The organism is Geodermatophilus sp. URMC 63 (genome assembly GCF_053502565.1).
Genome location: NZ_CP199956.1, coordinates 382,719 through 402,259 on the forward strand (window position 1 = coordinate 382,719; position 19,541 = coordinate 402,259).

Below are 19,541 nucleotides of genomic sequence, written 5' to 3' on the forward strand. Positions count from 1 at the left end.
GCCCCGAGTACGGTCGGCTCAGCCGACCGTTGGGTGGTGGGGCCGTGGTGGGTGCTGCCGATGCCCGTGCCGATGCCCGTGCCGATGCCCGTGCCGATGCCCCTGCCGGTGACCGGCCGGGGACGCCCGGGTTCGACGCCCTGGTCGGGGCGGTCGACCTCCTCCCCTTCGGGGTCGCCCTGCTCACCGAGGACCTGCGCACGCTGCACGTCAACCCGGCGGGCTGCGCCCTCGCCGGCACCGGACCCGACCCGCCGGGAGGTGCGACGACGCCGCCGCCCGCGGAGCTCGCCCGCCCCGGCGGCGCGACGGCTCCCGACGGCGACGGACGACGGGGGGTGGACTCCTCCGACACGCCGGTCGACGTCGAGGGGCGACGCCTGCTCCTGCGGGTGTTCCGGGACGTCGCCGAGGAGCGGCGCGCGGTCCGCGAGCTGGCCTCGCTCAGCCACGTCGCGGCGCGGGTGGCGATGGCCGAGTCGCTGGAGGCCACCCTCGAGACGGTCGCCATCTGCTTGCTGGAGTCCACCGGGATGAGCGGCTGTGCCGCCATCGTCTTCGACGGTGAACCGACCCGCCTGCGGGTCGCCGGGACCGCGGGCCTGCCGGCGGACTACGCCGCGCGGTTCCAGCGAGCTCTGGCAGCCGGCAGCGAGGTCCTGCCGGCGGTGTCGGCCTGGCGCAGCCGGCGCACGATCGTGGTGGACCGCACCCGCGACGAACCCGTCCTCCGCACGATGGAGGACCTCGACGGCGACCTGCCGTGGCGCAGCATCGCCTCCGTCCCGATGATCGCCCGCGGCCACCCGGTCGGTGCCATCAAGACGTTCTGGCCGGGCCCGCCGCCGGACGGCGACGGACTCCGCTTCCTCGCCGCGGTCGCCGACCAGGCCGCCACGGCCGTGGACAACGCCCGGCTGCTCGCCGACGCCGCCGCGTCGTCCCGCCGCGACGAGGGGCTCATCGCCGCCGGGCTGACGCTGGCCTCCGAGTTGGCCCTGCCCGCGGTGCTGACCACGATCGTCGAACTGGCCTGCGACGTGGCCGACGCGCAGTACGGCGCCGTGGGGGTGCTCGGCTCCGACGGTCGCCTCGAGGACTTCATCACGCACGGCATCCCCGGGCAGCAGCGCGCCGCGATCGGACGCCTGCCCATCGGCCGGGGCATCCTCGGCGCCCTGATCTCCGACGCCCACCCCATGCGGCTGACCCGCATCCAGGACGACCCCCGCTCGGTCGGCTTCCCGCCGCACCATCCGCCGATGACCTCCTTCCTGGGCGTGCCGATCACCGTGCGCGGCCGGGTCTACGGCAACCTCTACCTCACGGAGAAGCGCGGGGAGTCCCCGTTCACCGACGACGACGAGCGCGCGGTGGTCACCCTCGCCGCACAGGCCGGTGTCGCGATCGAGAACGCCCGCCTGTTCGACGAGGCGCAGCAGCGACTCGCGCTCGAGGCCCGTCACCGCCTCGCCCGTGAACTGCACGACTCGGTGTCGCAGGCGCTGTTCTCCATGACGCTGGAGACCCGGGGGGCACAGCTGCTGCTCGAACGCGCCGGCCTGCCCGCCGACGGCCCGTTGGGCGAGCGGCTGGCCAACCTGCGGCAGCTGACGCAGGGCGCGCTCGCGGAGATGCGGGCGCTGATCTTCGAGCTGCGCCCGGAGGCACTGCGGGAGGAGGGTCTCGCCGCCGCCCTCCGCAAGCAGGCGGAGGGGATCAGCGCGCGCAGCGAGATCGCCGTCGAGGTCCGCCTGCCGGCGAGGCGCATCCCCCTGTCCGGCGACGTCGAGGAGCAGGTCTACCGGCTGGTGCAGGAGGCCCTCGCCAACGTCGCGAAGCACTCCGCGGCGCACCGTGCGGTCGTGCGGCTGCGTCGCCGGCGCAACGGGCACGAGCTGCTGGTGGAGGTGACCGACGACGGCGTCGGCTTCGACGCGTCCACCTCCCAACCCGGCCACCTCGGCCTGCGCACCATGGCGCAGCGGATGGAACAGCTGGGTGGCTCCCTCCTGGTGGACCCCCGTCCCGGACGAGGCACCCGGATCTCCGCCACCATCCCCCTGTCCCCCGTCAGGACCCGGATGGCGCCAGCTGCCGGGACGCCGGACGAGGGCCGGCGATGACCGCACCCGGAGCGGGCGCGGACCCCATCCGGGTCTGCCTCGTCGACGACCACGCGGTGGTGCGGCGCGGACTGCGCGGCTACCTCGAGCTCGTCGAGGACATCGAGGTCGTCGGTGAGGCCGCCGACGGACACGCAGCGCTGGAGATGGTGGCCGCGCTGCTCGCCGGCGGGAGGGCCCCGCACGTGGTGCTCATGGACCTGCTGATGCCGGGCACGGACGGGGTCACCGCCACGCGGCTGCTCACCCAGCGCTACGACGGGATCGCCGTCGTGGCCATGACGAGCTACAGCGAGGTCGACCGGATCCGCAGCGCCCTGGAGGCCGGCGCCTCGGGGTACCTGCTCAAGGACGCCGAGGCCGACCAGGTCGTCGACGCCATCCGCCAGGCCCAGCGCGGGGAGATGCCGCTGGGACCGGCGGTCGCCCGCCAGCTCGCCCGTGCCTTCCGGACACCCGGTCGAGCGGCACGCGACCCCCTCACCGCCCGCGAACACGAGGTCCTCGTCCTGCTCGCGGCTGGGCTGTCGAACCGGGAGATCGCCTCCCGTCTGTCGATCAGCGAGCGCACCGCCCGCACCCACGTCAGCAACATCCTGGACAAGCTGGGGTTGCGGTCCCGCACCCAGGCGGCGCTGTACGCGATCCAGCACGGCCTGACACCCGCACCCCCGTCCGCCTAGACCGGCCTCGGCCGTTCCGCCCTGCCGCGGCAGGACATCGCGCCGATGACGGCCGCCCCGGCGAGTGGTGGGCTCGTCTGCAGGCTCTCCGGTCCAGGGGGCAGCGTGAAGGTGCTGATCGCCGCTCGGGACGTCCGCGTCCGTCGGGCACTGTCCAGGCTGTTGGAGCTGGACGGCGGCCGGGTCGTCGGCGCCACCGCCGCGCTGGGCCTGCTGCCCGAGCTGGACGACCAGGTGGATCCCGACCTGGTCGTCCTGGAACTGGACCGGCGGGAGGACCCGCGGGACCTCCGGGTCGTCGGGGAACTCGTCCGTCGGGGACGGGCGGTGATCGCCGTGTCCAGCGGGTCGACCCGGAGTGCCGCCGTCCTCGCCGCGGGTGCACGGGCGTGTCTGGAGAAGGACTCCGACTTCCCCGACCGACTCGCCCAGGTGGTCCGGGCGGTGGCCGGACCCCTGCCGTCCCCTCCTCCCGCGTGACGGCCGGACGGGTCCGACGGCGGGACTACGTCAAAGATCCCCCTCCGGTCCGGTCATCCCGCCGATGCCCTGGCTGCCGACCGACCCCGAGACTGCCGCTGGACGCCGCGGCGGACCCCAGATCGCGAGGACCGCTCCCATGCACTGACCTGCGGAGGGCCGGCATGACGCAGCAGACCCGCGGTCCTCGGGACGACCCCTCCCCCGACCGGCTCGTGGACGTGGTCGTCGTCGGTGCGGGACAGGCCGGCCTCGCGATGGCGTGGCACCTTGCCCGCCAGGGTCTGCGGTTCGTCGTCCTGGAGGCCGCCGGGGACGTGGGCCGGTCCTGGCGCGACCGGTGGGAGTCGCTGCGCCTGTTCACCCCGGCACGGTTCGACGCCCTGCCCGGCATGGCCTTCCCCGCGCCCGCCGACACCTACCCGGGCAAGGACGCGGTCGCCGACTACCTCCGGGCCTACGTGGCCGCCTTCGACATCCCGGTCGCCCTGGACAGCCGCGTCCTCCGCCTGGACCGGACCGCGGAGGGGTTCGAGCTCCGGACCGCCGACACCGTGTGGCGGGCCCCGCAGGTGGTGGTCGCCACCGGACCGTTCCAGGTGCCCGCCGTGCCACCCCTCGCGGCAGGACTGGACCCCTCGGTGACCCAGGTCCACAGCGCGGCCTACCGCCACCCCGCGGGGCTGCCGGACGGACCGGTGCTGGTCGTCGGCGCGGGCAATTCCGGCCTGCAGATCGCCGAGGAACTGATCGGCGCGCGCCCGGTGGACGTCGCGGTGGGCACCAGCCTGCCGGCGCTGCCCCAGCGGATCCTGGGCCGGGACCTGTTCTGGTGGCTCACCCGCCTCGGCGCGATGCGGGTTCCCGCCACGTCCCGGCTCGGCCGGCGGATGCAGGCGCGCGGCGAGGTCGTGATCGGCACCGGCCGCGAGCGGCTGCACCAGGCCGGGGTCCGGTTCCGCCCGCGGCTGACCGGCGCCGAGGGGCGCACGGTGCGCTTCGCCGACGGCAGCACCCTCGACGTCGGCGTCGTCGTCTGGGCGACCGGCTACCGCAGCGACCACAGCTGGATCCAGGTGCCGGAGGCGTTCCGCGACGGACGGATCGTCCACCGGCGCGGCGTCACCGACGTCCCCGGCCTGTACGTCCTGGGCCTGCCCTGGCAGCACACCCGCGGCTCGGCCCTGCTCGGCTTCGTGCACGAGGACGCCGCCCACCTCGCCGAGCACATCCGCGACTCCGGCGGCAGCCGACGCACGGCGCCGGCGGACATCCGCAGCCGTCAGCCCTACCCCTGAGGAGAACCGCCATGACCACGACCATCACCGCCCAGATGCTCGACACCTACCCGAAGGACCTCGGCGGGGTCGACCGGGAGCGGATGCGGGCCTGCATCGACGCGTGCGCCGAGTGCGCCGAGGCGTGTACCGCCTGCGCCGACGCCTGCCTCAGCGAGGACATGGTGGCGGAGCTGACCAAGTGCATCCGCACCTGCACCGACTGCGCCGACGTCTGCACCACCACCGGCCGGGTGCTGTCCCGCCACACCGGCTACGACGCCGACCTGACCCGCGCCGTGCTCGAGGCCTGCGCGACCGCGTGCCGGGCCTGCGGTGACGAGTGCTCGCAGCACGCGTCCATGCACGACCACTGCCGCATCTGCGCCGACGCGTGCCGCCGCTGCGAGCAGGCCTGCCGCGACCTCATCGCCGCGCTGGGCTGACGGACGACGGCGGAACCCGTGGTGGAGCCGAGAGAGGAACGAGCCGTGACAGAGAACCGAACCACCTATCCGGTCCGCGTGGACGCGTCGGAGGACGCCGATGCCTCCCGGGGGCTGTGGCTGGTCAAGTGGCTGCTGCTCATCCCGCACTACGTCGTGCTGGCCTTCCTGTGGCTGGCCTTCTGCGTGGTCGGCGTGATCGCGTTCTTCGCGATCCTGATCACCGCGCGCTACCCGCGCGCCCTGTTCGACTTCAACGTCGGCGTGATGCGCTGGAGCTGGCGGGTGCACTACTACGGCTACGGCGCCAACGGCACCGACCGCTACCCGCCGTTCACCCTCGCCGACGTGCCGGACTACCCCGCCCACCTGGACGTGCCCCACCCGGAGCGGCTGTCGCGGGGCCTGGTCCTGGTGAAGTGGCTGCTGGCCATCCCGCACTACCTGGTCCTGTCGGTCTTCGTCGGGGGCGGCCTGTGGCTGACCACCCGCAGCGCGTCGGACAACGGCTGGGACGACTGGAGCGCCGGCGGCGGCCTGGTCGGCCTGCTCGTGTTCATCGCCGCGGTCGTGCTGCTGTTCACCGGCCGCTATCCGCGGCCGCTGTACGACTTCGTCCTCGGCATGGACCGGTGGGCGCTGCGGGTGGCGGCGTACGTCGGGCTGATGACCGACCGGTACCCGCCCTTCCGCCTCGACCTGGGCGGCCCGGACCCGGGCTCCGTCCCGGCGGTGCCGCCGCCCCCGCCGCCGTCACCGGCGGGAGCCCCGGCCGCACCCGGCGGCCCGCCGTCCCCCTCGGCGGCCACCCCGGGTGCGACCGGCCCCGCCGTCGGCATCCGCGGATAGCCCCTGGCGGGTGGTGCCGAGCGCTGGCCCCGGTAGCGGCGACCCGATCGACCGGGTCACCGCCGCCGGGGTCACCGTCGCGGTCCCGGTGTCCGGGGCCGGTGAACCCGACGGCCCGCCACCCCCGCCACCAGGTGAGCAGGCCCGAGACACCGAGGGCGAGCACTCACGTGGTGACCGTCCGGCCGGCCTCCTCGCCGAGGCCGACCAGCGCGGAGACGCCTACGCCCAGCAGGACCAGCCCACGACCGCAGCGGCAACTGCCGCCGTCGTCATCAGCGGGCGCCGCTCCACCGCCGCCGGTGCGCCCCACGGCAGCGGCAACGGTGTCCGCCACGCGCTCCTCCCCCCGCAGATCCTCCGGGAGCACTGCACTCCTCCTGTCATCGCCGAGCCGCGTCGGCACCCGGGCCGCACGGTGTGACCAGCCGCCGATGAGCGTGCTCTGCGGACGAGCGACAGGCGTCCTCCGCACGACCGAGATTCCGCGCCCCGCATGGCCTGCAGGTAGGCGCTGAGCTGCTGTGGCTGGCGGCCGACGCCGCCGGAGCGCGGCTGCGCGACGTCTTCCCGGACACCTGGGCCGAGCATCACGCCGACTGGGCGGCCACCGACGCAGCGCGCATCCACTCCGCCGACCAGCCGCGGCCGGACGGCTGTCGTCTCTGTCCGTCCAACCCGTCGGAGGGCATCGTCACGCCCGCCTCCTGACCTGCTGCACGGCTGCTGGGGCCGCTCCGACGTCAGTCCCTGTCGCCGCGCTGGACCTCGTCGACCAGGTCTGCGGCGATGTCGCGCAGCTTGCGGTTGTTCAGCTGGGACTCCTTCGACAGGAGATCGAAGGCCGCGTCGGCGGACATGCCGGGGTGGCGGGCCATGAGGATGCCCTTCGCCTGGTCGATGACCGCCCGCGAGTCCAGGGCGCGCTGCAGGTTGGCCGCCAGGGTCGCGGTGCTGGCGTAGACACCGGCGTTGGCCACGGCCACCGCCGCGTAGGAGGCGAACGCGGTGGCCAGCTCCTGCTTCGCCTCGTCGAACGGGGTGTCGTCGGCGCCGTAGACGTTGAGCGCCCCGATCGTCTGGCGCTGCACGGGCAGCCCGATCGACATGGTGTGCCGGACGCCCTTGCGGGCGGCGGCCCGGGCGAAGTCGGGATAGGTGGGGCTGTGGGCGGTGTCGTCGATGGTGATGGTCGTGCCGGAGGTCGCGGCGTCCATGCACGGGCCGAACCCGGCCTCGTACTGGCGCTCGTCGAGCTGGGCGGCCAGCGGTCCGGTGAAGGCCGCGCTGGCCACCTCTCCGTCTCGCAGGAGGGTGACCGACACATCGGCCGCACCGGGGATGGTCTGCTTGGCCAGCTCGGCCACCCGCTCGAGGGTCGCCGACAGCGGCTGCTCACCGAGCATGATCTTGCTCAGCTCGGCGAAGGCGGCACGGGGATCGCGCGGCGGTTCGATGTCGCCCGGATCAGGCGCGGACACGGCGGTCTCTGCTCTACGACGGACTGCGGGGTGACACCTCGCGACAGTCCAGGAATGGCGTCACCGGTCGTCCACGAGAGGACGACGGGGACGAAGAACCGGGCCGAGTCCTGCAGCGTCCGGGGTCCGGCCATCGGAACGGCGCCAACTCGCCGTGATCGTGTGACCGCCTGGTCGCTCCACCCTACGCGCACGCGGTGCATGAACGTCCGCACCGGCGCCGCCCGATCAGCCTGTCCGATGGAGACGTCGAACAACTGGTCCCAAGCCGCAGCAGAGCGCACCTGGCCACGAGAGCTGCTGCCCGGCCGGGCGGCCGGGCGGAGGACTCACAGCCCAACAGCAGGCCTCGGCTCACCCCCATCCGCCGGCGCAGCGCCCCTCGGTGCCTCGACGACCCGACGACCCGACGACCCGACGACCCGACGACCTCGAGGTTCCCGGTGCCTCCCTTCACTGCGCCCGCCTGCCCGCTGACCGTGATCGCCTGGCGGCTGGGGGCCCTCACCGTCACCGACCTGTGGTGGCGCTACGCCGAGCTGGGCGGGAACCGGCCTCGTGCCGCGCTCGTCGAGTACCTCGCCGGCATCGCCGCCTGGCCAGCCTCCGAGCACAACGCCCTCATCCACGCCCTCAACGAGTGCCTGTGGGACCTGGGTCACCCGAGCATGGCCCCCTACCGGGAGCTGCCGAACGCCCGGCCCTCGACGGCCTCGCAGACCGAGGGATCGGCTGAGACCCCGTAGCTCGTCCAGCGCCGCCACCGGTGTCGGCATCGGCACCGGTGCCCGCACTCATCTGGGCGGGTACCCGGCGGAGCGGCTGCCAGCCCGATCACGCCTGACCGGGCGGTCGAGTGTGCCCGGCCGCCGACGGGGGTACCTGACCGGGCGCAGGACCGGTCCTGTTCTCTCAGCGGGTTTGGCGTTGACCGTTGCGGCCGGCCACGGTGGCCGAGGCAGTCGCCCGCCGGTTCCCGTCCCGGCCCGCGCTCGCGCCCTGCCGGTGACGCCACTCACGTGGGCTGTCGCGAGGCACATCCAGCGGCCCATGCCGATCCCCGCGGGATCGAGGTAGGTCATGGAAACGTCCGGTAAGCAGCCCGCCGGCCGCTCCCCCGCCCGACGCGGCCTCCGCCGGTGAGCGCCGGAGGCGCCGACGCGGACGGGGCCCGAGCTCACGGCCGACAACGCCCGTACGCCGGATCCCGCTTCGGAGATCCGAAGGCACTGGCATGAGCCCGGCGTGGGGGCAGGAGCCGAGGCCGGAACCGGGGAGCGATCCCATGCTCGGGCACTGGGTGCCGGCCGGCCCGGCCGACCTGACCGCCGACCGGCGACGGCTGGCCGCCGCTCTGCACGACGGCGCCCGCCCGCCCGGCACCGAGGAGGGCGCCGTCGAACGCCTGCTGCTGGCCTACGAGGAGCTGGTCTCCAACGCGCTGCGACACGGCCGCAGCCCGGTCGAGGTCACCGTGACCGGCAGCGACACGTCCTGGCTGCTCGAGGTCAGCGACGCCGCGGCTGACCGGCCGCCCAGCCCTGCCATCGGCCGCGATCCGGCGAGGGGCGGCCTCGGGCTGTACCTGGTCGCCCGACTGTGCGACGCACACGGCTGGGCGATCGACGGGGACCGCAAGATCGTCTGGGCGCGTATCGACCACACCCCTCACTGAGACCCGGACGGCGGCGCGGATCCGGACGGCCCCGTCAGCTCCCCACCGCCGCCGCTGCGCTGGCCCCGGGGCGCCCCGGCGCCGGTGACACAGCCGCCTGGGCCTACCGGAGGGGAACTCGCCGGTGTGCACCAGGTGGTCGGCGATGTCCCGCAACTTCCGATTCGTCTTCATCGACGCCTGGGCAAGCAGCTGGAAAGCCTGGTCAGGCGTGATCTTGTACCGCTCGATGAGTACCTCTTCGGGCTGATCGATCACCGCACGGGACTCCAGTGCGGCCTGCAGGTTGTCGGCCAGGTCCCGCGCTCGCTGGTAGGCGTACAGGTTGCCGGCAGCGACCGCCGCGTACGGGCCGAACCGAGTGGCGACCGCCCGGCTGGCCTCGTCGAAGCCCTGGGGCTTCGGGCGTGGATGTTCAGCGCGCCCGTGACTGTTCGTCCTCGTCGATGATGAGCGGCATCGACAGGGGGCTGAGGTCGCCACGCTCGGCCGCGCGCCCGACGTAGTCCGGCCACCGGGTCTCGGTGCGGGTGTCGGCGATCTCAGTCAGCTCGCTGGTACGGGCGGTGTGCAGGCAGGGTCCGTGGCCGCATTCGTCCTGCGTCTCGTCGAGGTCAACAGCGCGCTGACCGGTGTGCACCACCGTGGTGGGCTGCTCCTCGACCAGCAGCAGGACCGACGTCTCCGGCTGGCCGGGCATCACCGACTTGCTCAGGTCGACCACCGTCTGCAGCAAGCTGTCATCGACAGCTCCCGCAGGGACAACCGGCTCAGGCGCTCCAGCGCCTGAGCGGCGTTCGCGGGCCGCGGGGTCTTGGCTGCTGGCCACGGCACGGCCTCCGGTCTTGACCCGCTCCGCAGACCCGCCCCACCGGGGGGCGGCGGAGCGGCTCCGCGGCGTGCCGTCCTCCCGGCCGGCCGGGAGAACGGTCCTCCCGCGGGCGCCGTCGAGTTCGAGGGCTCAGCGCTGCCCTTCGCGTCCGTGTATGGCGGCGGAACTCCGGGCCACCGGCTACGGCCGGGCGATCCCGTGCTGGTAGGCCCATCGGACCGCCTGGGCGCGGTCGCGCGCCGCGGTCTTGGCGAAGATCCGGTTGACGTGCGTCTTGACCGTCGCCTCGGCGACGACCAGCCGGGTGGCGATCTCGGCGTTGGACAGCCCGTCGGCGATGAGCGCGAGCACCTCGGTCTCCCGGTCGGTGAGCGGCGGCGGGCGGTCTCCGGCAAGGCCGTGCAGCACCTGGGCCTGCACCTGCGGGTCGAGCAGCACCTGCCCGGCGTCGGCGGCGGCGACGGCGCGGGCGATCTCGGCCATCCCGGCGTCCTTCGTCAGGTAGCCGCGGGCACCGGCGCGCAGGGCGGCCAGGACGGAGTCGTCGTCGGCGTAGGTGGTCAGCACCACGACCTCGACGTCGGGGTGGTCCCGGCGGATCCGGCGGGTGGCCTCGACGCCGTCCATCACCGGCATCCGCAGGTCCATCAGGACGACGTCGGGCCGCCGTTCGGCGACCTGGTCGAGCGCCTGTGCGCCGTCCCCGGCGACGCCGACGATTTCGACGTCGTCGACCAGCTCGAGCAGCGCCGTCAGCCCCTCGCGCACCAGGCGCTGGTCGTCGACGACCAGGACGCGGATCACGCCGGGACCTCGAGGCGGACGTGGAACCCGTCGTCGACCGGCCCGGCGTGCAACCGCCCGCCCAGCAGGGCCGCACGCTCGGCCAGGCCGGACAGGCCGTGCCCGCCGCCGGTCTCGTGCAGGGCGGCCCGCCCGTGACCGCCGCCGTCGTGGACCTCGACCACCGCGCCGTCGGGCCGCCAGTCCAGCTGGACGTGCACCGGAGCGCCGGCCGCGTGCTTGCGGGCGTTGGTCAGCGCCTCCTGCACGGTGCGGTAAACGGCCAGCGACGCCTCGGAGGCCAGTGGCACCGGCTCGCCGCGGACGTCGAGGGTGCACCGCGTCCCGGTGGCCGCCTCGTGCTGCGCCAGCAGCTCCGGCAGCGCGTCGGGTCCGGGCACGACGTCCCCCCGCAGCGTGGAGACCGCCTGCCGGGCCTCGACCAGCCCGCCGCGCGCCAACTGGTGCGCGCGGGCCAGCCCCCCCGCGAGGGGGTCGGCGGCGCGCTCGGCCCGGACAGCGAGGGCCTCCAGCTGCAGGACCAGCGCGGACAGCGTGTGCGCGAGGACGTCGTGCATCTCCCGGGAGATCCGGGCGCGCTCGGCGAGCGCGGCGGAGGCCTTCTCCGCCTCACGGCTGCGTTCCAGCTGTTCGACCAGGCGGTCGGCCCGCGCGCGCTGCTCCTGCTCACCGCGCAGCAGCAGGCCGAACAGGAAGAACAGCGCCGCGCCACCGGTCACCACGGTGATGAACACCGCCGCGTTGGGCGCCTCCAGCGCGAGTACGACGTCGAAGAGGAGGACGCTCACCGCGGCGACGGCCACGGCCGGGCGGCGCGGCAGCCGCAGCGGTGCGTAGGCCACGCCGAGGTAGAGCCCGATGCCGCCGGTGCCGGTCGGGTCGCCGTGCCGGGCGGCAGCCGAGGCCACGGCCATGACCAGCAGCAGCGCCACGGTGATCCGGACCGGCGCGTCGAACCACAGCAGGAAGACCAGCGCCGCCGCGGCGTAGACCGCCACCGACAACGTGACCACCAGGGCGTCGCCGGAGGTCCCGAGCCCGACGCTGCTGCCGGCGTTGGCGACCACCACCAGCGCGACGACGGCGAGCCCGACCGGCAGGACCCACCGCCGCTGCCCGTGCACGGGCGCCAGTCTCCACCCACGGGTGGACGCCGAAGACCCACCCACGCGCCGACGATCCGACCGCCCGGCGGCGGCACCGTCTGCGCATGCTCGCCGCAGCGCAGGACCTCAACCTCGCCGTCCGCTTCGGACTGGAGCTGGGCCTGCTGGCCGTCGTCGCCGTCGCCGCCCGGCGAGGCGCCCGGTCGCGCACCGGCCGGCTGGCCGCCGTCGTGCTGGTCCCGGGCGCCGTCGCGGTCGGCTGGGTGCTGCTCGTGCACGGCGCCTCCGTGCCGCAGCCGGTGCGGGTCGCCGCCCAGCTGGGCGCCCTCGCCCTCGGCCTCACCGCCGCGCTCGCCGTCGGCAACGCCGCGCTGCTCGCCGTCTGGAACCACTGACACCCCACCCCGAGGAGGACCGCCGTGCACACCACCGCCCCCAGCCCCGTCGCCGTGGCTCACCCGAACGCCCCCGCGGTCGCGGCCGCTGCCTACGTGCTGTCCTGGATCGCCGGGCTGCTGCTGGCGCCGGCCGCACCCGGGCACGACGCGCCGCCCGCGCAGATCGCCGGCTTCTACGCCGACTCCGGACCGGCCGTGGTCTCCTCCGCGCTGCTCGTGCACGGCACCGCCGGCCTCGCCCTCGCCGGGCTCGCGGTCGGGATCGCCCGGGTCACCGCGGTCCGCGGCGGGCTACGCCGGGCCGTGGTCGGGATCGGCCTCGCCGCTGCAGCGCTGTCCCTCCTGCAGTTCGCCCTCGCCGTGGCCGCGGTCCTCGGCGAGCACGCCGCCACGACCAGCCGCACGCTGCTGCTCGCCATCGACTCCGTCGACGTCCTGAAGATCGCCCTGCTCGCGGCCTTCGCCGCGGTCGCGACCACCGCCGCGGCGCGAGCCGGCGCCGCGCCCCGCTGGCTGCAGATCACCGCAGCCGTCCTCGTCCCCCTGCTGCTGGTCGGCAGCGCGGCGCTGGTCGACGTCGACGCCCTGATGCCGGTGCTCGAGGTCTCCCTGCTGCTCCTGCTCGCCTGGGCGGCCGCGACCGGCTACCTCGTCGCCCGCTCCGCCCGCCCGCACGCCGGGCCCCAGCCGGTTCCCACCGCCTGACCACGACCGCGCACGAGGAGGACTCCATGAGCTTCGCGACCCTGATCAACTGCTTCGAGGTCGCACCCGAGCAGGACCAGCGCTTCCTGCAGCTGTGGCGGCAGGCCGACGACCTGCTCCGCGGCAGGGGCGGCTACCGCAGCACGCGCCTGCACAGGGCGCTCGGCCCGCAGGCCCGCTTCCGCTACGTCAACGTCGCCGAGCTCGACTCGGTCGAGGCATGGCAGTCCGCCGTCAGCAGCCCCGAGTTCACCGCGATCGCCGCCCAGATGGCCGACTTCTCCCCCTCCCCCGGCCTCTACACCGTGGAAGTCACCCACAGCACCGCAGAGCAGGAGCAGGACCGGTGACCCCCGACGTCTGCCGCAGGCACCGGAGTCGGCCGTCCCCGCCGACCCGGGCAGCCCTCCCCGCGCAGCCCGGCGCTCCATCGACGCTGGTGGTCACCTGTTGGTCGAGCCCCGGGACTCCGGATCAGCGATCTGACGCGGGACATGGACACCCTGCGAGCAACGCGTCATCCGGGTCGATGACGTGGGTGCCGACGGCCGGTGGCCGTAGTCCCCCCTGACGACCGGCGTGGTGGCATCGACCACCTGGCGTCACAGGCGGTCAGCAGTTCGCCAGGTCCCCGAGCGCGGTGGCCGCCAGCGCGTGCACCTCGCGGTCACCGGCGGTCTCCGCGGCGTCGTGGATGGCTTGCAACTCCTCCCGGGCGCCGGGTTCGCCGTCCTCGGCGCGCACGGTGGCTCGCAGACAGGCGGCCAGCGCGGCCCCCTCGCCGGCGCCGGACTCGCTGTACCAACGGTGAGCAGCCTCCAGCAGGTCCCGGGCCTCCGCTCGCTCGCCGGCGCCGCGGAGGACCTCGGCCTGGGCCACCTGGGCCAGTGCGAGCAGCCGCCGGTCTCCGGCGAGCTGCGCGCCGGCCACCGCCCGTCGCAGTGTGTCCGCCGCGCCCGGGTCGCCGCCGTGGTGCTGGGCGCGCCCCAGCTGCACGCGGTGCAGCGCGGCCGCCCCGCCGAACCCGAGGCGGTCCGCGGCCTCCGCGGCGTGCCCGTGGTGCCGTGCAGCATCCGCACACCGCTTCTCGGCGTGCGCGATCCTGCCGAGCGCGCCTTCGGCGTGCAGCAGCGCCCAGGCGTCGCCGATCGGCCGCAGGATCCCGATCGCCTCCTCGCAGGCCGCACGGCCTCCGGCCGTGTCACCTAGCGCCAGCGAGGCGAACGCCGCCAGCAGACAGCTGCCTCCCTCCTCCCAGGTGGCGCCGGCGGCGGCGTAGGCGTCCCGGCAGCGCGCGAGGTCGGCCAGGGCCTCACCCGCCCGGCCCTCCTGGGGCAGGACGAAGCCGCCGTACCAGCGGGCCAGGACGGCCAGTGAGGTGTCGTCCTCAGCGAGGGCGGTGGCTCGGTCGAGGAGGGTGCGGGCGGCCGTGAGGTCTCCCGACATCGCCTCCGACCAGCTCTCGAGGAGCAGCGCCGTCACCTCGAGGCCGCGCGGCGGCTGGTCGACGGCGAGGCGGGCGGCGCGCAGCCGGGCGGCCGCGGCCGCGTCGTCGAGCACAACCCAGGCCCAGCCGAGGTCGACCGCGATCTGGAGTCCCGTGCAGGGCTCGGTGGTGCGGGTCCGGTCCAGGGCGGCGTCGATCGTGGCCCGCTCGGCCGCGGTGGCGGCGACCCGGGCGGCCTGGTCCGGACCGCGGACCGTTCCGGCGACGGTGCTCGCGAACTGAACCGTCCAGGCGACCAGTGCGTCGGCCGCGGCACCGGCCGCGCCTGCCTCGGCCGCGCGGTCGGCGGCGAACGCTCGGACGCTGTCCAGCAGGCGGTACCGCGTTCCTGCGGTCGCGTCGGGGTCCGCGGTGATCAGCGAACGGTCGACCAGGCGGTCGACGACGTCGATGGCGGATCCGGGGGGAACGCCGAGTCCGCTCAGGACATGCTCGAGCGCCGGCAGGGTGGCCCCGCCGGGGAACTGGGCGAGGGCCCACAGGCCGCGCTGGTCGTCGGGGAACAGCAGGTCGTAGCTCCAGGACAGGGCCGCGGTGAGGGTGCGCCGGCGCTCCGGGCGGGTCGACGTCGGGTCGGCCAGCAGCGTGAACCGGTCGTCGAGCCGCCGGGCGATCTCGGGCACCGTCATGATGCGGGTCCGCGCCGCGGCGAGCTCGATCGCCAACGGCAGGCAGTCCAGGGCGCGGCACAGCTGCGCCACGGCCGGCGCGGTCTCGCCGGTGAGCGCGAACGACGCCCGCCGCTCGGTGGCCCGCTGGGCGAACAACGCGACGGCGTCGGCCTCCGGCAGCGGGTCGAGCGGGTGGACCAGCTCGGCGTCGAGCCCGAGTGGCCGCTGGCTGGTGGCCAGCACCCGCATCCGCGGGGCGCTCTGGAGCACTGCGGCGACCAGCGACGCGACGTCCTCCGCCAGGTGCTCGCAGTTGTCCAGCAGCAGGAGCATGTCGGCTCCGCGCAGGGTCGTGGCGACGTCTCCGCGGGAGCCGTCCACTTGCGGGAGGGCGTCCGAGATCGCGTCGGGCAGTTCGTCGGCGGTGCGGACGCCCTCCAGCCGGACCAGCCAGGCACCGTGCGGGGCGGCCCCCCGGCCGGCGGCCTCCAGGGCCAGCCGGGTCTTGCCCACGCCTGCGGACCCCACGACGGTGACCAGCCGGTGGCCCTTCAGGGCCGTCAGCAGCGCAGCCAGCTCGTCGACGCGGCCGACGAGCGGGCCCGCAGGCACCGGGATGTTCCCGTGGCGGCGCCCGACGGGCTCAGACGTGACACCGGGCGAGAGCGCCGGGTCGTGCGCCAGCACCCGTCGCTCGAGGGCCGCCAGCTCCGGGCCCGGGTCCATGCCGAGTTCGTCGGCCAGGACCCGGGCCACCCGGCGGGAGGCCGCCAGCGCATCCGCCTGACGGCCGGCCCGGTAGAGCGCGGTGATCAGCAGCGCCCACAGCCGCTCGCGCAGCGGGTGGACGGCGACCAGGGACTCCAGTTCGCCCACGAGCTCCCCCGTGGCCCCGAGAGCGAGACGTGCGGCGAACTCGTCCTCGAGCAGCCGCAGCCGGGTCTCCCCCAGGCGGACCCGGTGCGGGAGGACCCAGTCCGCCGCACCCGCCGCGGGCAGCACCTCGGCGCCGAACAGGGCCAGCCCCTCCCGGCAGATGACCGCCGAGGCAGCGGGGTCCCCCGCCGCCAGCAGCGCGGCGCCCTCCTCCGCCAGCCGGAGCGCGCGCACCGCATCGACCCGGCCCGGGTCGATGGCGAGCGTGTAGCCCTCCGAGGCGCCGATCAGCGCGGCCGGGTCGCCGAGTGCCCGGCGCAGCTGCGACACCTTCGCCTGCAACGTGTTGAGCCGCGTTTCCGTCGTACCGGGCCACAACTCCTCCACCAGCCGCTCGGCGCGGACCGGACGGCCGGCATCCAGCGCCAGCCGCACCAGCAGCTCCGTGGTCAGGCCGCTGGGAACGGGAGCCGGCACCCCGTCGCGCCGCACCTCCACCCGGCCCAGCACCGCGACGGTGAGCACCCGGCGAGCCTAGAGCCGTCAGCCCGTCGTCAGCGGCTCGTCAGCGCTCTCGTCGACGCTTCCGTGCATGGCAGCTACCAGCAACCCGGAACAGCTCATCCGGGATCTCATCGCGGACAGCGCCGGCGCCACCGACGCGATCCTCGAGGCCGCCACGACTAGCCAGGACCCGGCCGTGCTCGTCGGAGCCGCCCTGGTCGCCCCCGGCCGGTCGGCGCTGCTCGCCCGAGCTGCCGCCTCGGCCAGCCGCCTTCGCGATCGGCAGTTGGTCGCCGTCGCGACCGCGCACCTACGCGGCGACGGCGACCGCGCTCTCCTGCTGGCCCGCGACCACTTGGCCGAGCACCCCGACTCCCTGCTCGTCGCGCACATCGCCGCGCTGGCCGCCCAACGCTGACCACCCGCTCCCTCCACCGGACAAGGAACCGCTCGCCATGACTCCTCGCCGCACCGCGGTGCTCATGATCACCGCAGCCGTGCTCCTCAACGTGGCCTTCACCGGCCTCGGGTCCGTCTTCGACTACCCCGACGTGCTCAAGCAGCCCGCCGGCGACGTGCTGGCTTCCTTCCGGAACTCCCAGACCACGGTCACCGCCTGGTTCCTGGCCCTCGGGTTTGGCGCCGCACTTCTGGCCCCCGTCGCCGTGGGCGTTGGCCGGCTGTCGACATCACGGCCCATGCGATGGGCGGTTCCCGTCGGTATCGCCGCCGCCCTCGTCCAGGTGATCGGCCTGCTCCGCTGGCCGTTGCTGGTTCCCGGCTGGGCCGCGACCGCTGCCGGCAACGACCCGGTGGCCGCCGCGAATGCCCGCGCCGCGTTCGGCACCGCCAACCGCGTGCTCGGCAACCTGATCGGCGAGACCGGCGGCTACCTCCTCACCGCGGCCTGGACGCTGCTCGTCCTCGCCGCGCTGGGCACCGCGTTCGCCGGCCGCTGGTTCGTCGCCCTCGGCTCGGTGTCGGCCGCCCTGGTCTTCGCCGGAGTTCTGTCCCCGCTGGACCTGCCCTTGATCGACACCGCCAACTTAGCCGGCTACGTGCTGTTGAGCGTGTGGCTGATCGCCTTCGCCGTCGTCCTCATCCAGCGGCACCGCCGCCGGTCCACCGTCCCCGTCCAGCCGGCCACTGCCGGTGTCAGGAGCTGACCACCATGACCACCAACCAAGCCTCCCGAGCCACCCGACCGTCACACCTGCGCAGCTGGCTGATCTGGACCGCCGGGTTCCTCGCCTTTCCGCTCGCCGGGCTGGCCGGAACCGGGGTTGCCGGCCGCGTCGACAGCCCCGTCGCGGCGCTGCTCGGCGGCACCGTCGCCGGCCTGGTCATCGGCGTCGGACAGACACTGGCCAGCCGGGGCCGACTCGACATCCGCCGGTGGGCACCGGCCACCGCGACCGGCATGGGTATGGGGCTCCTCCCGGGCGCCGTCACCGTCGGCTACGGCACCTCCCTGGCCGACCTGGCGCTGATGGGCGCACTCACCGGTCTCGTCCTCGGGCCCGCGCAGGCCCTGGCCCTGCCCCCCAAAACCCGCCACCGCTGGACATGGGCCGCCGCGATGCCCGCCCTGTGGGCGCTGGGCTGGACCACCACCACCCTCGGCGGGATCGCCGTCGACAACCAGTTCACCGTCTTCGGCGCCTACGGCGCGATCACCTTCTCCGCCCTCTCCGGGATGCTCCTCCTCCGGCTCCTGCCCGACCGCACCGCGGCCGACTCCCCCGTGACATCGACACCGAGCGAGGCACGCGCATGACCACCGCACCGCGACACGTCATCTTCGGCACCGGCGCGATCGGCCTGGCCACCCTGGACGCGCTGCGCCGTCGCGGCAAGACCGCTCGGCTGATCAACCGCTCCGGCGCCGCCCGCGTCCCTGACGACGTCGAGGTCCTCGCCGGCGACGCCCGCGACCCCGCCTTCACCACCGAGGTCGCCCGCGGAGCCGACGTCGTCTACCAGACGCTCAACCCGCCCTACCCGGAGTGGACCGCGCAGTTCCCCCTGCTGCAGGCCGGCGTGCTCGCGGCCGCCGAAGCCGCCGGCGCCCGGCTGGTCAGCATGGAGAACGTCTACATGTACGGGCGCCCCGCCGGGCGTCCGCTCACCGAGGACCGCGCCTACAACGCGCACACCAAGAAGGGACAGCTCCGCGGCGCGATGGCCCGCGAGCTACTCGCCGCCCACGACGCCGGACGCGTCCAAGTCGCGATCGGCCGCGCCTCGGACTACTTCGGCCCCCGCGGCGGCGCCCAGTCCAACCTCGGCGACCGCCTCTTCCCAGCCGCACTGGCCGGGAAGACCGCCGCCGTCCTCGGCGACCCCGACCAGCCGCACACCTACACCTACATCCCCGACATCGGCGAGGGCCTGGCCGTCCTCGGCGAACACCCCGACGCGCCAGGGCAGGTGTGGCACCTGCCCAACGACCCCGACACCCGCACCACCCGCGAACTGGTGGACATCGTCTACCGGCAGGCCGGGCGCTCCCGCGGCAAGGTCCACGCGATGCCCGCGCCACTGCTACGCGCCCTGGGCGTGGTCAACGCGACCATGCGCGAACTGGTCGAGATGCAGTACCAGTTCGACGAGCCCTTCATCGTCGACAGCAGCAAGATCTCCAACAAGCTCGGTGCCGAGGCCACCCCCGTCGAGCAGGCCCTCACCGACACCCTCGCGGAGTACCGCGATGCCTGAGAACGAGACCGGCTGGCCGATGGGCATGACCGACCGGAACCTCTCCGACCGGCCGATGATCTTCAACCCGCGGGGCTTCCTCGTCGCCATCCTCACCGACGCGGACGAGGCGGATCGGGCCGTCGACGCGCTGGGGTCGGCCGGGTTCGCCGACCGCAAGCTGCGTGTCTACACCAGCCAGGAGATCCTGGCCGACCACGACCTCTACAGCGCCCAGTGCAGCGTGCCCCGTCGCGTCGTCGGTGCCCTCACCGATGACCAAGGGACCATCGCCCTGTACTTCGGCTACGCCCGCGACGGCCGCTCGGCGCTATGGATCCAGGTCGACGATGACGCCGAGGCCAACCGCGCCATCCGTGGCCTGGCCGACTTCGACACGCTGCACATCCGGCACTACGGCCACCGCAGCCAGACCGACTTCCATCTCCGCCGCCCCATGTCGTGACCCGTGCGATGAGAAGCA

Annotated in this window: 22 protein-coding genes and 1 pseudogene; 17 read left to right on the top strand and 6 right to left on the bottom strand. The window is 74.5% G+C overall.

The window, feature by feature from the left end:
- Nucleotides 1–47 precede the first annotated feature (47 nt).
- From ACWIZO_RS01860 to ACWIZO_RS01890, 7 genes are all read left to right on the top strand, one after another.
- Nucleotides 48–2,126: a GAF domain-containing protein gene (locus ACWIZO_RS01860; protein WP_448640854.1), complete on the top strand. Its 2,079-nt coding sequence runs from the start codon at nt 48–50 to the stop codon at nt 2,124–2,126.
- The gene (locus ACWIZO_RS01865) at nt 2,123–2,809 is read left to right on the top strand and encodes a response regulator (protein WP_448640855.1); all 687 of its coding nucleotides are present in this window, start codon (nt 2,123–2,125) and stop codon (nt 2,807–2,809) included. The genes ACWIZO_RS01860 and ACWIZO_RS01865 overlap by 4 nt, the downstream gene beginning before the upstream one ends.
- 105 nt (nt 2,810–2,914) lie before the next feature.
- Nucleotides 2,915–3,289, top strand: coding sequence for a hypothetical protein (locus tag ACWIZO_RS01870; RefSeq protein WP_448640856.1), 375 nt, complete (start codon nt 2,915–2,917; stop codon nt 3,287–3,289).
- A 164-nt stretch (nt 3,290–3,453) separates the two neighbouring features.
- A complete protein-coding gene (locus ACWIZO_RS01875) occupies nt 3,454–4,587 on the top strand; it encodes a flavin-containing monooxygenase (RefSeq protein WP_448640857.1) in 1,134 nt (377 codons plus the stop codon).
- A gap of 11 nt (nt 4,588–4,598) precedes the next feature.
- Nucleotides 4,599–5,012, top strand: coding sequence for a four-helix bundle copper-binding protein (locus ACWIZO_RS01880; RefSeq protein ID WP_448640858.1), 414 nt, complete (start codon nt 4,599–4,601; stop codon nt 5,010–5,012).
- Between the two features lie 45 nt (nt 5,013–5,057).
- Nucleotides 5,058–5,861 (top strand): DUF4389 domain-containing protein, encoded by an 804-nt coding sequence (locus ACWIZO_RS01885; RefSeq protein WP_448640859.1) that lies wholly within the window; start codon nt 5,058–5,060, stop codon nt 5,859–5,861.
- Between the two features lie 10 nt (nt 5,862–5,871).
- Nucleotides 5,872–6,285: a hypothetical protein gene (locus ACWIZO_RS01890; protein ID WP_448640860.1), complete on the top strand. Its 414-nt coding sequence runs from the start codon at nt 5,872–5,874 to the stop codon at nt 6,283–6,285.
- Between the two features lie 319 nt (nt 6,286–6,604).
- Here ACWIZO_RS01890 and ACWIZO_RS01895 read toward each other — a convergent pair whose 3' ends face one another.
- Nucleotides 6,605–7,342, bottom strand: coding sequence for a GAF and ANTAR domain-containing protein (locus ACWIZO_RS01895; RefSeq protein WP_448640861.1), 738 nt, complete (start codon nt 7,340–7,342; stop codon nt 6,605–6,607).
- Nucleotides 7,343–7,785: 443 nt separating this feature from the next.
- Here ACWIZO_RS01895 and ACWIZO_RS01900 point away from each other — a divergent pair, with 443 nt between their 5' ends.
- Together ACWIZO_RS01900 and ACWIZO_RS01905 are read left to right on the top strand one after the other, a co-directional pair.
- On the top strand, nt 7,786–8,088 hold the full coding sequence (locus ACWIZO_RS01900) for a hypothetical protein (RefSeq protein WP_448640862.1): 303 nt from the start codon (nt 7,786–7,788) through the stop codon (nt 8,086–8,088).
- A gap of 539 nt (nt 8,089–8,627) precedes the next feature.
- Nucleotides 8,628–9,017, top strand: coding sequence for an ATP-binding protein (locus ACWIZO_RS01905; protein ID WP_448640863.1), 390 nt, complete (start codon nt 8,628–8,630; stop codon nt 9,015–9,017).
- A 189-nt stretch (nt 9,018–9,206) separates the two neighbouring features.
- Here the strand turns inward: ACWIZO_RS01905 and ACWIZO_RS01910 are convergent.
- The 4 genes and pseudogenes from ACWIZO_RS01910 to ACWIZO_RS01925 form a co-directional block, all read right to left on the bottom strand.
- A pseudogene (locus ACWIZO_RS01910) lies at nt 9,207–9,500 on the bottom strand (ANTAR domain-containing protein); the annotation flags it as partial.
- Nucleotides 9,433–9,846, bottom strand: coding sequence for a GAF domain-containing protein (locus ACWIZO_RS01915; RefSeq protein ID WP_448640864.1), 414 nt, complete (start codon nt 9,844–9,846; stop codon nt 9,433–9,435). The gene ACWIZO_RS01915 and the pseudogene ACWIZO_RS01910, both read right to left, overlap by 68 nt.
- A gap of 183 nt (nt 9,847–10,029) precedes the next feature.
- A complete protein-coding gene (locus tag ACWIZO_RS01920) occupies nt 10,030–10,653 on the bottom strand; it encodes a response regulator transcription factor (RefSeq protein ID WP_448640865.1) in 624 nt (207 codons plus the stop codon).
- Nucleotides 10,650–11,777, bottom strand: a complete 1,128-nt coding sequence (locus tag ACWIZO_RS01925) for a sensor histidine kinase (protein WP_448640866.1) — start codon at nt 11,775–11,777, stop codon at nt 10,650–10,652. Before ACWIZO_RS01925 ends, ACWIZO_RS01920 begins: the two co-directional genes overlap by 4 nt.
- An 86-nt stretch (nt 11,778–11,863) precedes the next feature.
- Here ACWIZO_RS01925 and ACWIZO_RS01930 point away from each other — a divergent pair, with 86 nt between their 5' ends.
- The 3 genes from ACWIZO_RS01930 to ACWIZO_RS01940 are packed head-to-tail and all read left to right on the top strand — an operon-like array spanning nt 11,864 to nt 13,212.
- On the top strand, nt 11,864–12,154 hold the full coding sequence (locus ACWIZO_RS01930; RefSeq protein WP_448640867.1) for a hypothetical protein: 291 nt from the start codon (nt 11,864–11,866) through the stop codon (nt 12,152–12,154).
- Nucleotides 12,155–12,178: 24 nt separating this feature from the next.
- On the top strand, nt 12,179–12,862 hold the full coding sequence (locus ACWIZO_RS01935; RefSeq protein ID WP_448640868.1) for a hypothetical protein: 684 nt from the start codon (nt 12,179–12,181) through the stop codon (nt 12,860–12,862).
- A 26-nt stretch (nt 12,863–12,888) separates the two neighbouring features.
- Nucleotides 12,889–13,212, top strand: a complete 324-nt coding sequence (locus ACWIZO_RS01940) for an antibiotic biosynthesis monooxygenase family protein (RefSeq protein ID WP_448640869.1) — start codon at nt 12,889–12,891, stop codon at nt 13,210–13,212.
- Nucleotides 13,213–13,474: 262 nt separating this feature from the next.
- On the opposite strand, the gene ACWIZO_RS01945 is transcribed toward ACWIZO_RS01940, so the two are convergent.
- Nucleotides 13,475–16,381 (bottom strand): AfsR/SARP family transcriptional regulator, encoded by a 2,907-nt coding sequence (locus tag ACWIZO_RS01945; protein ID WP_448640870.1) that lies wholly within the window; start codon nt 16,379–16,381, stop codon nt 13,475–13,477.
- A gap of 67 nt (nt 16,382–16,448) precedes the next feature.
- Here ACWIZO_RS01945 and ACWIZO_RS01950 point away from each other — a divergent pair, with 67 nt between their 5' ends.
- The 5 genes from ACWIZO_RS01950 to ACWIZO_RS01970 are packed head-to-tail and all read left to right on the top strand — an operon-like array spanning nt 16,449 to nt 19,523.
- Nucleotides 16,449–16,778: a hypothetical protein gene (locus ACWIZO_RS01950; RefSeq protein ID WP_448640871.1), complete on the top strand. Its 330-nt coding sequence runs from the start codon at nt 16,449–16,451 to the stop codon at nt 16,776–16,778.
- Nucleotides 16,779–16,815: 37 nt separating this feature from the next.
- Nucleotides 16,816–17,526, top strand: a complete 711-nt coding sequence (locus ACWIZO_RS01955) for a hypothetical protein (RefSeq protein ID WP_448640872.1) — start codon at nt 16,816–16,818, stop codon at nt 17,524–17,526.
- Between the two features lie 5 nt (nt 17,527–17,531).
- Complete coding sequence (locus tag ACWIZO_RS01960) at nt 17,532–18,137, top strand: hypothetical protein (protein WP_448640873.1); 606 nt, start codon at nt 17,532–17,534, stop codon at nt 18,135–18,137.
- Entirely contained in the window at nt 18,134–19,078 is a 945-nt protein-coding gene (locus tag ACWIZO_RS01965) for an NAD-dependent epimerase/dehydratase family protein (RefSeq protein ID WP_448640874.1), read from the top strand. Before ACWIZO_RS01960 ends, ACWIZO_RS01965 begins: the two co-directional genes overlap by 4 nt.
- Nucleotides 19,071–19,523, top strand: a complete 453-nt coding sequence (locus tag ACWIZO_RS01970; protein WP_448640875.1) for a hypothetical protein — start codon at nt 19,071–19,073, stop codon at nt 19,521–19,523. The genes ACWIZO_RS01965 and ACWIZO_RS01970 overlap by 8 nt, the downstream gene beginning before the upstream one ends.
- The last annotated feature ends 18 nt before the right edge of the window (nt 19,524–19,541 follow it).

What these genes read in the sequence shown, in the direction of transcription:
- ACWIZO_RS01865 (WP_448640855.1), top strand. Translation starts at nt 2,123, where the DNA reads ATGACCGCACCCGGAGCGGGCGCGGACCCCATCCGGGTCTGCCTCGTC.
- ACWIZO_RS01875 (WP_448640857.1), top strand. Translation starts at nt 3,454, where the DNA reads ATGACGCAGCAGACCCGCGGTCCTCGGGACGACCCCTCCCCCGACCGG.
- ACWIZO_RS01880 (WP_448640858.1), top strand. Translation starts at nt 4,599, where the DNA reads ATGACCACGACCATCACCGCCCAGATGCTCGACACCTACCCGAAGGAC.
- ACWIZO_RS01905 (WP_448640863.1), top strand. Translation starts at nt 8,628, where the DNA reads ATGCTCGGGCACTGGGTGCCGGCCGGCCCGGCCGACCTGACCGCCGAC.
- ACWIZO_RS01930 (WP_448640867.1), top strand. Translation starts at nt 11,864, where the DNA reads ATGCTCGCCGCAGCGCAGGACCTCAACCTCGCCGTCCGCTTCGGACTG.
- ACWIZO_RS01940 (WP_448640869.1), top strand. Translation starts at nt 12,889, where the DNA reads ATGAGCTTCGCGACCCTGATCAACTGCTTCGAGGTCGCACCCGAGCAG.
- ACWIZO_RS01950 (WP_448640871.1), top strand. Translation starts at nt 16,449, where the DNA reads ATGGCAGCTACCAGCAACCCGGAACAGCTCATCCGGGATCTCATCGCG.
- ACWIZO_RS01955 (WP_448640872.1), top strand. Translation starts at nt 16,816, where the DNA reads ATGACTCCTCGCCGCACCGCGGTGCTCATGATCACCGCAGCCGTGCTC.
- ACWIZO_RS01960 (WP_448640873.1), top strand. Translation starts at nt 17,532, where the DNA reads ATGACCACCAACCAAGCCTCCCGAGCCACCCGACCGTCACACCTGCGC.
- ACWIZO_RS01965 (WP_448640874.1), top strand. Translation starts at nt 18,134, where the DNA reads ATGACCACCGCACCGCGACACGTCATCTTCGGCACCGGCGCGATCGGC.
- ACWIZO_RS01970 (WP_448640875.1), top strand. Translation starts at nt 19,071, where the DNA reads ATGCCTGAGAACGAGACCGGCTGGCCGATGGGCATGACCGACCGGAAC.